We start from the raw sequence: 13,398 nt of genomic DNA on the forward strand, positions 1-13,398 counted from the left end.
TTTGAAATATCTGGAAGGAACCTGTATTTTTATTCTTGTTAAATCAACAGAAACCGTTATCTTTGCAATCAAAATAGGAACGGCCTTGTAGTTCAACGGATAGAATAGAAGTTTCCTAAACTTTAGATAGGGGTTCGATTCCCCTCGGGGCTACTACAAAGAATCTATAGGAAGTTGTGTTGGATGCTTTCATGCTGTATCGAGTTTTAAGTTTTACAATGGCTTCTTTTAAGATGAACGTCTTATAGCTTCTATTTGTTTTAATAATCAATAGAAAAAGCCTCCTCCGAACTTCGGAAGAGGCTTTTTCTATTTTTGGAATATTTTATTCTCCCGCAGTTGTTGCTACAGTCTTTTTGTTCTTCATAAAGTTGTATGCAATCGGAGATGCAATAAACAGTGAAGATAAAGTACCGATTACAACACCGAGAATCATCGCGAATGCAAAGCTGCGGATAGAGTCACCACCGAGGATGAAGATACACAACAATACGATCAATGTACTCAATGAAGTATTGATGGTACGAGCCAGTGTAGTGTTCAGAGAGTCATTGAATAACTGACGCTTGTCACGTTTCGGATACAATCCGAAGAACTCACGTACACGGTCGAAGATTACCACCTTATCATTAATAGAGTAACCGATAGCCGTCAGGATAGCACCGATAAAGGTCTGGTCGATTTCCAGTGAGAATGGCAGGATACCCCAGAATAATGAATAAGCACCGATAATCATGATTGTGTCACAAGTCAATGCTGCAATAGAACCAATACTGTATGCAATGTTACGGAAACGAATCAAGATATACAAACCGATGGCAATCAATGCCAGAACGACTGACCAGATAGCACCGGTCTTGATATCGTCTGCGATACTCGGCCCTACTTTCTGTGAGCTTACAATGCTGCCGCCTGTGTGGTTATCACGGTCGATGAAAGTTGCCAGGTCAATGTTCTGAGTCAACAACGGTTTCAGTGTTTCATATAAATATGATTCGATTTCCGAGTCAACATTATTGCCTCCGTCTTCGATACGGTAGTTGGTACTGATGCGAACCGTTTTCTTATCTGTTCCGATGGCGATAACGCTAACGTTCGCATCACCGAACTTGCTTGAGATCAGCTCGCGCACCTGTTCCGGTTCTACCGGGTTTTCAAACTGTACCTTGAAGTTACGTCCACCAGTGAAGTCGATACTTTGACTTAGCCCGCGGATAGCGAACGAACCGATACAAACGATGATAACTGCACTGACGATAATAAGGGATTTTTTGTTTGTTCCCATAAAATCGAAGTGTGTATTGGCCATCAGGTTCTTTGAAATCTTAGTGGTAAATGTCAGGTTCTGCCATTTATCTTTACTCAAGAAATGTTCGTAAACCAGACGAGTCATGAACACTGCGGTAAAGAACGATACGAGGATACCGATAATCAAAGTCGTTGCAAAACCACGGATAGGTCCTGTACCGAAATTGAACAGAATGATACCTGTAATAATAGATGTCAAGTTAGAGTCAAAGATAGCGGAGAAGGCATTAGAATAACCGTCAGCCAATGCTTTCTTCACTCCCTTGCCTGCACGAAGTTCTTCTTTAGTACGTTCATAAATCAATACGTTCGCATCCACTGCCATACCCAGCGACAATACCATACCGGCAATACCGGACATCGTCAATGCAGCCTGGAAAGAAGAAAGGATACCTAATGTGAAGAAGAAGTTCAGGAACAAAGCACCGTTGGCAACCATACCCGGGATGAAACCATACATAGAGCACATATAGATCATCAACAGGATCAAAGCTACAACGAATGAGAAAATACCGGCATTGATAGATTCCTGACCCAACGACGGACCAACGATATCTTCCTGTACGATGTGAGCCGGAGCCGGCATCTTACCTGATTTCAATACGTTTGCTAAGTCTTTTGCTTGTTCAGGAGTAAAATGACCTGTAATCTGTGAACGTCCGCCTGTAATTTCTGAATTTACGTTTGGTGCAGAATATACATAATTATCAAGAACAATAGCAATAGAACGACCGATATTCTGTTTTGTCAGCTGAGCCCAACGGCGTGCACCGTCAGAGTTCATTGTCATACTTACAGCCGGTTTGCTGTATTGGTCAAATTCGTCTTTAGCGTCTGTTACTACATCGCCTTCCAACGGAGCTTTACCGTTACGTTCGGTAGACTTGATCGCGTATAATTCGAATGTTTGTCCTTTTTTGTCGAACTCAGAAGGAGAAACGCCCCATTTCAGACGAAGGTCTTTCGGAAGTTCTGCCTTGATTTCCGGCATAGCCAGATACTTGTTGATATCAGCAGTATCTTTATAGTTTGCATAACCGATAACAGGACCTTGTCCGCTTGAATTCAGTTGAAGCATAGACAACAGAGGATATTGTTTCTTGAGCTCTTCCATGTTTACAGAAGGCTTTTCAGAGGCTGTTGTGTCACCTTTCAGTGCAGCGGCAAGGCTATCGGCAGCACTTACAGCTTTTGTCTCCACCGGAGTAGCTTCAGTAAGAACGGCAGTCTCTATTGTATCTCCATCAGTTGTTGTTTCTTCAGCTAAGATAGCGCGCAATTTGGCGTCAGCAGACTGCATGGAAGGAAGAACTTCCTTGGCTGTATAAGTTTCCCAGAATTCCAGGTTAGCAGAACCTTGGAGAAGTTTTCTCACACGTTCCGGTTCTTTGATACCCGGCAGCTCCACCATGATACGTCCCATTTTGTCTTCCAGACTTTGGATATTCGGCTGAACAACACCGAAGCGGTCGATACGGGTACGAAGTACATTGTATGAGTTCTCAACGGCTGCTTTTACTTCTGCTCTCAATACTTTTTCAACTTCAGTGTCTGTTGATTTTTGGTTAACCTTGTCTTTCAACTGTTGTGTTGCGAAGAGTTCGGAAAGTTTCGCTTCCGGAGCAGCTTTGTGGTATTCTCTGATGAACAGGGTAATGATATCATCCTGACTGTTGATTGCCTGCTTTGCTGCTTCTGCCAATGCATTGTTGAAAGCTTCGTCCGGCTTGTTGTCAGCCAGTGCTTTGATAACATCAGGTACAGAAACTTCAAGGATAACGTTCATACCACCCTTCAGGTCCAAACCTAAACTAATCTCCATCTCACGACATTGTTTCAGCGTCCAGTTACCCAGCCAGACTTTCTCGTTGGAGAGAGAGTCGAGGTAGTCTTGTTCTACTTTCGGGTCGCCGTTCGCAATTTCTTTCGCCTTGTTGGTATAGTGGCGTGTTACGAAGGAGAAGGAGAGGTAGAACACGCATACCAGCGTGAGTAATACCGCAAAAACCTTTACAAATCCTTTGTTTTGCATTTTACTTTTAATTTATGATGATTACTTTTTTAATTTAATATTCAGTTAAATTCTGTCGTATACAAGTTCTTTTTGCCGCATACAAGGCTGCAAATATAGTTTTTTTTTCACATTTATATGTAACAAGCCCTCAAATATTTGATGTTTAAGGGCTTTTTTGCAGAATTATTTCATTCCCCTGTTTTTCAATAATGGTTCCAAGCTAGGCTCTGTTCCTCGGAAATTTTTATAAAGCACCATCGGGTCTTCACTGTCTCCTTTTTCCAAAACATTGTGGCGGAACAGATCTGCGGTGGTTTTATCAAAAACTCCGTGTTCTTTGAAAGCTTCAAAAGCATCGTTATCCAATACGTTGGCCCACAGATAACTGTAATATCCGGCAGCGTACCCACCGATGATATGATTGAAGTAAGTAACGCGGTAACGTGGCGCTATCTCAGGGATCAGATTGAGTTTGTCCATCGCTTCTTTCTCGAATGAAAGTATATCCATATTATTTACATCTGTTATTGTGTGCAGGTTCATGTCAAGGATAGCGGCTGCCAGCAATTCGGTAGTCATGAATCCTTGATTGAAAGTCTTCTGTTGCAGTATCTTTTCGATGATTTCATCGGGGATTACTTCTCCGGTCTGATAATGTTTGGCATACATTTTCAGTACCTCTGGTTCGGTAGCCCAATGTTCGTTGATTTGAGAAGGGAGTTCTACAAAGTCACGTACTACGTTTGTGCCGGATGTTCCCTTGTATTCACATTTTGTCAGTAAGCCGTGTAGGGCATGTCCAAATTCGTGGAACAAGGTTTCCACTTCATCCATTGTCAATAGTGATGGAGTATCGCCTACCGGTTTGGTGAAACTGCAAACGTTGCACACTAACGGACGGGTTGCTCCTTGTTGCTCACGGTAATTACTCATCCAGGCACCTCCGCTTTTTCCGGCACGCGGGAAATAGTCCACATAGAAAATACCGAGTTGAGAACCGTCAGTGTCTTTCACTTCAAACACCTCAACATCCGGATGATAGGTCGGAATTCCTTTCAGCTTGTTGAAAGTGATACCATATAACTTGTTGGCTACGGCAAAAGCACCTTCACGTACATTTTCCAATTTAAAATAGGGCTTTGTCTCCTCTTCGGACAGATTATATTTCTCTTTTCGTAGCTTTTCGGTATAGTACCACCAGTCCCATGCCTCCAACTTTTCGCCTTTACCTTCCTTGTCCATCAGCTTTTGAAGCTCGGCGGCCTCTTCTTTGGCTTTAGGCAGTGCATAGCTCCAAAGATTGTTCAAAAGGTCCATTACGTTCGTCGCGTTTTTAGCCATCGTCTCATCCAGCACGAAATTTGCGTAACAGTCGAAACCTAACAATTTTGCTTTTTCCAAACGGAGAGAAACGATTTTGCGGATGTTCTCTTTGTTGTCGTTCTCATTGTTATTATTTCCCCGATTGATATACGCTTTGTATATTTGTTCCCGAAGCGGACGATTCTCGGCATATTGCAGGAATGGCAGACGGCTGGCGTTATGCAGAGTAAATAACCATTTGCCCGGTTGTCCGGCGGCTTTTGCTTCTTCAGCTGCACTTTGACGGAACCATTCGGGCAATCCTGCTAAGTCCTCTTCTTTCTCGACGAAGAGCTGGTACGCATTATTCTCGTTCAGTACATTATTGCCGAATGTGATACCAAGTGTGGACAGCTCTTTGTTTATTTCACGCAAACGTGCTTGTTTTTCTGCGCTAAGATTGGCACCTGAACGGACAAACTGTTTGTAGGTCTTGTCCAGCAGGCGTTTCTGCTCTGTGGTCAGATTCAGGGAATCTTTTTGTTGGTAGACATCGTTTACACGCTTGAAAAGTTTCTCATTCAAGGATATATTGTCTTCATGTTCCGAAAGAACCGGAGCTAGCTTGATGGATAGTGCAGTTAATGAGTCGGTTGTTTCAGCATCTGTCATATTGAAGAAAATAGCGCTTACCCGATCCAGGATTGGTGCACTGTTATCCAATGCCACGATGGTATTTTCGAATGTAGGGATTTCCGGACTTTCGATGATAGCTTCGATGTTTTGATTTTGCTCCTCGATACCTTTCAGGAAGGCAGGCTCATAATGTTCCAATTTGATTTTGTCAAAGGAAGGAACGCCATACTCGGTTTGGAACTCTGCAAAGAAAGGATTACTTTCTGTTTTTGTAGCACAGGAGTACATCATACAACTTACTGCTAAAAGGGTTAATGTCTTTTTAATCATCATTATGTGTTTTATAATATAGAATTCTCCGTTTTTATCGTTTGCTGATATAACACCAAATCGGATAGTGGTCCGAAGCCTTAATAGAACGGTCTACAGTACAATTATAGGCTTTCAGGTCAGGACTAATCAGGATATTGTCGATTCGGAAGTAGAACTTGTTCTGGTTATAGGAGATTCCCAATCCTTTACCGGACTGTGTGAAAGCGTCATCCAGTTCTTGAGTGAGAACCCGGTGGGTATACGAAATAGAACCGTCGTTGAAATCTCCACATACAATCATTGTAGGATAATGGTTTTCTGTAATGATTCTCGCTACGGAATCTGCTTGGGAGGCACGGATAGCCGATGCTTCCCCTAGTTTTCGAATTAGTTGTCGGAGCCCGGTCTTTACTTTTTTAGCATTCGGATCTTTTATCATATCTTCATAGATCCCTCTGTCTTCTTTGGTGAGTTTGTTGGATTCCAAGTGATTGTTGATTAATGTAATAGTGTCATTATTTACATTCAGCACATATTTCATAGAGCCGTTATAATCACTTTTATACTCAATAAGTTGTGACGAGAGTATCGGGAATCTAGAGAAACAGGCAAGCTGCACATCTCCTTTCCTTTGTTGGCGAATGGATTGATAGGGATACGCTTTCAACGCTTTCTTTACATCCTGCTCCGTTACGAACTTTTTATTGCTGGCTGTGTTGTATTCTTGCAGACAGATAATGTCTGCATTACTGTTTTTCAGATAAGATAAAATCGGATTCTTCCCATCTTTCTTCTTCAGATTACTAAAGCTCATTACATTGTAAGACAGAACTTTGATACTTCCTTCCGGTATTGTCCGGGTAGTAGAGTTGAAAGGAATATAAGTCCGTATTTGCGGAAAGCAAATCAGAAAACCGATGACGGGTAGTAGTGCATATCTGTAATTGACAAATGCCCAAAGAAACAGGAAAAATAGATTGATAATCAGGAATATTGGAAATGCGAGTCCGAGACAGGAAACTAACGGATTGACTTTGGGGCTGAGATAGGGGCTATAAGCGCTTAATATCAGCGTTCCCACGAAGAATGCGTTGATAGCCAGTATCAGATATGCGACAATTTTGCCAATATGTTCCATTCTTTTATCTTTTGCTTGCGTCGAACAAGCTTTTCTTTTCTTCTGTCGTCAGACTGTCGTAACCGGATTTTTTCAACTTTTCCAGAATACGGTCCACTTCGTCAGATTGTGCTTTTTTATGGGCATTATAATCATAATCTTTCCGTCGTTCGGTAGCATTACTGCCATAGTGTACTTTCATTTTAGGTTTGCGTTCCCATGTTTTCTTTTGGAAAAGAGAGATGAAACCATCCAGAATCCAGTTAATCCAGGAAGTTAAGTCAGTCCCTTTGCTTAGACTGGCTGCAAACCAGAGCCCGGCAAGAGCGCCTCCTAGATGGGCAATGTGTCCTCCGGCATTACTTGAGGTAATAGACAGTACATCAATTCCGATAACGACCAGTGCGAGATATTTGAGACGGACAGCACCAAAAAGAAAAAGTTGCACCCTATAGTTGGGTTCACGATAGGCCGTAGCCGCTACGATAGCCAGTACGGAAGCGGAAGCCCCGACTAACGTTGCTCCGGTCACTTGTGAGCTGAATAAAGGAAATACGTTGTAGGCGACCATATAAAGCAAACCTCCGCAGATACCTCCCAATATATATAGCCCTCTTAAATGCTTTGCCGAGAAAAAATAAAGAAATAAACTCCCGAACCAGTATAGCCAAAGCATATTGAATAGAATGTGCAGAATACCGGCATGCATAAACATATAGGTAAACAACGACCACGGTTGATGGATAAACCCGACAAGAGAGGCCGGTAAAGCGAATATGTTGAATATATCGAGAGTGTTGACTTCAAACAGTCGTAGAAAAACATGAATCAATGTGCCGATCACAAAGATACCGACATTGATATAAATCAGTTGGATAAAAATGTTTCCTCTTCTGAATGTTTCCTTCAAATCAGCTATAATATGTCCCATTGTTATTACTTTTTTTTTCTCCAATACAAAATCAGTATCAGTCCGAACAGCATTCCGCCTAAATGGGCGAAGTGGGCGACGTTGTCTCCTATGTTGTTGGCAAGTCCTGACCATAACTCAATTGCGGCATATCCGATTACGAAAAATTTGGCTTTGATCGGAAAAGGTAGCGGGAAGATAAACAACCGATTGTCGGGAAACAGCATACCGAATGCCAGCAATATGGCATAGACAGCTCCTGAAGCACCTACGGTAGTCATCATGTTCAGATACTCTTCCATGGGAATAATACTGGTACCTATATTTACTTGTGAGTATTGGCTGAGTTCTGTTGCATATTGAATATATTGTACTCCTTCTTGGATAACTCCCGCACCGATACCACAAAGGATATAATAGAACAGAAAACGTCTGGGTCCCCATGTTTGTTCGAGAATCGGACCAAACATGAAAACGGCGAACATATTAAAGAAAATATGGCTGAATCCGCCATGCATAAACATATAAGTGATAAGCTGTGCCGGATTGAAGTCACTTGCGAGGAAAAAATGTAATCCCAGATAATTAGTCAGATCTACTCCATAGCGTTGTGCTACGAATGTACCGAAAAACATTAGTACATTGATAATTATCAGGTTTTTAGTTACAGTTGGCATCATTTTTTTATTCTGAATATTATGATAATAGATGCAAAAGTACGAATAAATTCTGTTTTAAAGCATGAAAAGTGCTTCCTATTAGCTCTTTTTCAATAATTTGCTGCGTTTTTTTTATGTTTTTATTTGATATGTTGTTTTGTTCGGCTATATTTGTAGAATTAATCCATTGTGGGAGAATCTTTTGTGTAACATATATATTAATTAATCATTTTACGTATTATGAATAAGTCTGATCTTATTAATGCAATGGCTGCCGAAGCTCAAATGAGCAAAGCCGATGACAAAAAAGGCACTTGATGCTTTTGTCACTTCAGTTACTAATGCCATGAAAGCCGGTGAGAAAGTATCTCTCGTTGGTTTTGGTACTTTCTCTGTAAGCGAAAGAGCTGAAAGAACAGGTATTAACCCTTCTACAAAAGCAACTATTACTATTCCCGCTAAGAAAGTAGCTAAATTTAAAGCCGGTGCTGAATTATCTGCAGCTGTTGAATAAGATAGATAGTTGAAAGAATTTAATTTAGGAGAGGAGGCGTGAAACGTCTCCTTTTTTTGTATCTTTGCGCCCAAGAAACAACTTGATTATGAAGATAGAAGATAAACTTGTAGCGTCCGTCATCAACGGACTCAAAGCACTCTGCGGTCAGGAAGTCCCTGAAAAGATGGTGCAGTTGCAAAAAACGAAGAAAGAGTTTGAAGGACATCTGACTTTGGTCGTGTTCCCTTTCCTGAAAATGTCAAGAAAAGGACCGGAGCAGACAGCCCAGGAAATCGGTGAGTATCTGAAAGCCAACGAACCGGCTGTAGCTGCTTTTAATGTGATAAAAGGGTTCTTGAACCTGACTATTGCGTCGGCTACCTGGATTGAACTGCTCAATGAGATTCAGGCTGACGAGCAATATGGTCTGGTAAAAGCTACCGAAACTTCTCCGTTGGTAATGATCGAGTATTCTTCTCCGAATACAAACAAACCGCTTCACTTGGGACATGTGCGCAATAACCTTTTAGGTAACGCATTGGCTAACATTGTGGCTGCCAACGGCAACAAGGTAGTAAAGACTAATATCGTAAACGACCGTGGTATCCATATCTGTAAATCCATGTTGGCATGGAAGAAATACGGAAACGGTGAAACACCTGAGACTTCGGGCAAGAAGGGCGATCATCTGGTGGGTGACTATTATGTATCTTTCGATAAGCATTATAAAGCCGAAGTGAAGGAACTGATGGCTCAATTTACAGCTCAGGGGATGAACGATGAAGAAGCGAAGGCGAAAGCCGAAGCGGAATCTCCGTTGATGCAGGAAGCCCGTGAGATGTTGGTGAAATGGGAAGCCGGTGACCCGGAAGTACGCGGATTGTGGGAGATGATGAACAACTGGGTATATGCAGGATTTGATGAGACTTACAAGATGATGGGTGTCGGCTTCGACAAGATATATTATGAATCCAATACTTACCTCGAAGGAAAAGAGAAGGTGATGGAAGGGCTCGAGAAGGGTTTCTTCTTCAAGAAAGAAGATGGTTCCGTATGGGCGGACCTGACTGCCGAAGGATTGGATCACAAACTGCTTCTTCGTGGTGACGGAACCTCTGTCTACATGACACAGGATATTGGTACGGCCAAACTTCGTTTCGCTGATTATCCGATTGACAAGATGATTTACGTTGTGGGTAATGAGCAGAATTATCACTTCCAGGTACTTTCTATCTTGCTCGATAAATTGGGTTTTGAGTGGGGAAAGAGTCTGGTGCATTTCTCTTACGGAATGGTGGAATTGCCGGAAGGTAAGATGAAATCCCGTGAGGGTACAGTAGTGGATGCCGACGATTTGATGGAAGAGATGATCGCTACCGCTAAAGAAACCTCACAGGAACTTGGCAAGTTGGATGGTTTGACACAGGAAGAAGCGGATGATATCGCTCGTATTGTGGGGTTGGGTGCTTTGAAATACTTTATCCTCAAGGTTGATGCCCGTAAGAATATGACATTCAATCCGAAAGAATCCATTGATTTCAATGGTAATACAGGACCGTTCATACAATATACCTACGCGCGTATCCAATCGGTTCTGCGGAAAGCGGCCGAATCCGGTATTGTTGTTCCCGAACAAATCCCGGCAGGAATCGAATTGAGTGAAAAGGAAGAAGGACTGATTCAGATGGTAGCTGATTTTGCAGCCGTTGTGAAGCAAGCCGGTGAAGATTACAGCCCGTCTATTATTGCCAACTATACATACGATTTGGTGAAAGAATATAATCAGTTCTATCATGACTTCAGCATTTTACGTGAAGAGAATGAAGCGGTGAAAGTATTCCGTATCGCTCTTTCTGCCAATGTGGCTAAGGTCGTTCGTTTAGGAATGGGACTGCTAGGTATTGAAGTTCCTGCCAGAATGTAATATTCTCTTGAACAATATGTTATAAACGGAAAAAGGTGTTGCAATGATTATCAGAGCAACACCTTTTTTCCGTTTATTTTTTCTTTGGAGTCGTTTTCCTTTTCTTGGTTGTACCAGGTTCTTTTTCGTTCTGTACCTTGATTAGTTCCAAGCAACTCTTCAATGTCAAATCCTGTGGAACAATATCTTTGGGAATCTTATAGTTGGAACCTTTGTAAGTGATATAAGGTCCGTAACGTCCGTTCAGAATTTCAAGTTCCGGTTCTTCTTCAAACTTCTTGAGGTGACGTTCCATCTCCTTCTGGCGTTTTTCCAGAATTAGTTGCTCCGCTTCTTCCAAAGTGATGGTCATCGGATCGGCAGCTTTCGGCAGAGATACATATACCTTGTTATGTAAAACATAAGGACCGAAACGCCCCACACCCACACTTACTGTTTTTCCTTCGTATTCGCCTAATGTACGGGGTAATTTGAACAATTCCAGTGCCTCTTCCAATGTGATGGTTTCCATAGATTGCCCTTTCTTCATTTGTGCAAAGCGAGGCTTTTCTTCATCATCTGCCGTGCCGATCTGTGCGACAGGACCGAAACGTCCAATCTTAACTGAAACAGGTTTGCCACTTACCGGATCTTCTCCCAATATGCGTTCTCCTACCTTATGTTCAGTCTTGATAGCCAGAGTGTTTTCTACAGATGGGTGGAACTTATCATAAAACGTTTTCATGATGGAAGTCCATTGCGCTTCTCCTTCTGCAATTTCGTCAAATTCCTTTTCTACACTGGCTGTGAAGTTGTAATCCAGAATGTTCGGGAAATATTCAGTGAGGAAATCATTGACTACGATACCTGTGTCCGTAGGAAATAATTTCGCTTTTTCCGCACCGGTTATTTCAGTATGATTTTCGTCTTTAATCTGATTTTCTCTCAGGGTTAATACGTTGAACAGGCGTTCTTCCCCATCTTTGTTTCCTTTCTCTACATATTCGCGTTGTTGGATAGTGGAAATTGTCGGAGCGTACGTAGACGGACGTCCGATACCCAATTCTTCCAGTTTGCGCACAAGACTTGCTTCCGTGTAGCGTGGCGGGCGTTGAGTGAACCGTTCGGTTGCGATGATAGGGCCGTATTCCAGTCGCTGGCCTTTTTTCAAAGGAGGTAATAAGCGGCTTTCATCTTCCTGTTCATTGTCATCATCGTAGGACTCACGGTATACATGCAGGAATCCGTCGAACTTGATCACTTCGCCGGTAGCTGTGAATACATCTTTGTTACCGCTTATGCTGATTGTAGCAGTTGTCTTTTCCAGCTCCGCGTCTGCCATCTGGGAAGCGATGGTGCGTTTCCATATCAAGTCGTACAATTTTTTTTCCTGCGCTGACCCTTCGATGGATTGGTTTTCCATATAGGTGGGGCGGATAGCCTCATGAGCTTCCTGTGCACCTTTGGTCTTTGTCTCGAAGTGACGGGGATGTACGTAGTTTTCTCCCATCATTTTAGTGATAGCCTCTTTGCTTCCTATTGTTGCAAAATCCGAGAGGTTGACAGAGTCCGTACGCATATAAGTGATAAATCCCGATTCGTACAGGCGTTGTGCAAGCATCATGGTCTGCGCAACGGTATATCCCAATTTACGTGCTGCTTCCTGTTGCAACGTAGAAGTGGTGAACGGTGCAGGAGGTGTTTTCTTTACCGGACGGGTAGTGATATCTTCGATTGTAAAAGTGGCTCCCTGACAAGCTTCGAGGAAAGCTCTTGCTTCTTCCTTCGTCTTGATGCGACGTGTCAGTTCCGCTTTCATCTCCACCGACTTGCCATCTGTGTCCGGAACGAGGAATATGGCGGTGACGCGATAAGCGGCTTCTGTCTTGAAGGCATGTATTTCACGTTCACGCTCTACAATCAGACGAACAGCAACCGACTGAACACGTCCGGCAGAGAGGGCCGGTTTTACTTTTCTCCAGAGTACAGGTGAAAGTTCGAAACCTACGATACGGTCCAGAATCCGTCGTGCCTGCTGTGCATTTACGAGGTTGAGATCAATATCGCGTGGTCGTTCGATCGCTTTTAAGATTGCGCTCTTTGTAATTTCATGAAATACGATTCGTTTGGTGTTTTCAGGTTTTAGTTTTAAGACTTCGTACAGATGCCAGGCAATAGCCTCCCCCTCGCGGTCCTCATCGGATGCGAGCCATACGGTTTCTGCGCTTTTTGCTTCTGCTTTCAGTGTACTAACCAGAGCCTTTTTGTCTGCCGGAATTTCGTAGTCGGGTTTGAAGTCCTTCTTTACGTCAATGCTGAATTCTTTTTTCTTCAGATCGCGTATATGTCCATAACTTGAAAGGACCTTGAAATCTTTCCCAAGAAACTTCTCGATCGTTTTTGCTTTTGCCGGAGACTCGACAATGACAAGGTTTTTCTGCATAATTCTTTCTTTTAGAATGGCTTGTACCATAATATTTGGGGACAAAAGTAAAAAAAAAGATTCTCCTTACCTTATATTATAAGGAGAATTTAATAAAATCTTAAGATTTAGCTTAGAGGGAGAATGCTTGCCGACTTATTTTGTTGCGGATGAGGGGGCTTCTTTTATTTTTTTGAGAAACTCTGTCGGTAACATTCCAAATTGCTTCTGAAAACATTTGGCAAAGTAGGAAGAAGAGCTGAACCCGACGAGGAATCCTATTTCGGTAACCCGATATTCTCCCTCCACCATCATTTTG

7 protein-coding genes, 1 tRNA gene and 2 pseudogenes are annotated in these 13,398 nt (G+C 42.5%); 3 read left to right on the plus strand and 7 right to left on the minus strand.

The window, feature by feature from the left end; all coding sequences use genetic code 11:
- The first annotated feature begins 81 nt into the window (after positions 1 to 81).
- Positions 82 to 153 (plus strand) — tRNA-Arg (locus BACFIN_RS18635).
- Positions 154 to 325: 172 nt separating this feature from the next.
- On the opposite strand, the gene secDF is transcribed toward BACFIN_RS18635, so the two are convergent.
- From secDF to BACFIN_RS20380, 5 genes and pseudogenes are all read right to left on the minus strand, one after another.
- A complete protein-coding gene (gene secDF / locus BACFIN_RS18630) occupies positions 326 to 3,340 on the minus strand; it encodes a protein translocase subunit SecDF (protein WP_007747821.1) in 3,015 nt (1,004 codons plus the stop codon).
- Positions 3,341 to 3,505: 165 nt separating this feature from the next.
- Positions 3,506 to 5,593 (minus strand): M3 family metallopeptidase, encoded by a 2,088-nt coding sequence (locus tag BACFIN_RS18625; protein ID WP_007747823.1) that lies wholly within the window; start codon positions 5,591 to 5,593, stop codon positions 3,506 to 3,508.
- 31 nt (positions 5,594 to 5,624) lie between these two features.
- Positions 5,625 to 6,710 (minus strand): endonuclease/exonuclease/phosphatase family protein, encoded by a 1,086-nt coding sequence (locus tag BACFIN_RS18620; protein WP_007747825.1) that lies wholly within the window; start codon positions 6,708 to 6,710, stop codon positions 5,625 to 5,627.
- Positions 6,711 to 6,714: 4 nt separating this feature from the next.
- Positions 6,715 to 7,620: a rhomboid family protein gene (locus BACFIN_RS18615; protein WP_032839011.1), complete on the minus strand. Its 906-nt coding sequence runs from the start codon at positions 7,618 to 7,620 to the stop codon at positions 6,715 to 6,717.
- Positions 7,601 to 8,276, minus strand: a pseudogene (locus tag BACFIN_RS20380) (rhomboid family intramembrane serine protease). Before BACFIN_RS20380 ends, BACFIN_RS18615 begins: the two are co-directional and overlap by 20 nt.
- A 222-nt stretch (positions 8,277 to 8,498) precedes the next feature.
- Here BACFIN_RS20380 and BACFIN_RS20385 point away from each other — a divergent pair.
- Both BACFIN_RS20385 and argS read left to right on the plus strand, forming a co-directional pair.
- Positions 8,499 to 8,772: pseudogene (locus BACFIN_RS20385) on the plus strand (HU family DNA-binding protein).
- Between the two features lie 88 nt (positions 8,773 to 8,860).
- The gene (gene argS, locus BACFIN_RS18605) at positions 8,861 to 10,678 is read left to right on the plus strand and encodes an arginine--tRNA ligase (RefSeq protein WP_007747835.1); all 1,818 of its coding nucleotides are present in this window, start codon (positions 8,861 to 8,863) and stop codon (positions 10,676 to 10,678) included.
- A 73-nt stretch (positions 10,679 to 10,751) separates the two neighbouring features.
- Here the strand turns inward: argS and topA are convergent, their stop codons facing one another.
- Together topA and BACFIN_RS23115 are read right to left on the minus strand one after the other, a co-directional pair.
- The gene (gene topA, locus BACFIN_RS18600) at positions 10,752 to 13,100 is read right to left on the minus strand and encodes a type I DNA topoisomerase (protein WP_032839013.1); all 2,349 of its coding nucleotides are present in this window, start codon (positions 13,098 to 13,100) and stop codon (positions 10,752 to 10,754) included.
- A 135-nt stretch (positions 13,101 to 13,235) separates the two neighbouring features.
- Positions 13,236 to 13,394: a helix-turn-helix domain-containing protein gene (locus BACFIN_RS23115; RefSeq protein WP_007747839.1), complete on the minus strand. Its 159-nt coding sequence runs from the start codon at positions 13,392 to 13,394 to the stop codon at positions 13,236 to 13,238.
- Positions 13,395 to 13,398: the final 4 nt, after the last annotated feature.

Source organism: Bacteroides finegoldii DSM 17565 (genome assembly GCF_000156195.1).
Taxonomy (GTDB): Bacteria; Bacteroidota; Bacteroidia; order Bacteroidales; family Bacteroidaceae; genus Bacteroides; species Bacteroides finegoldii.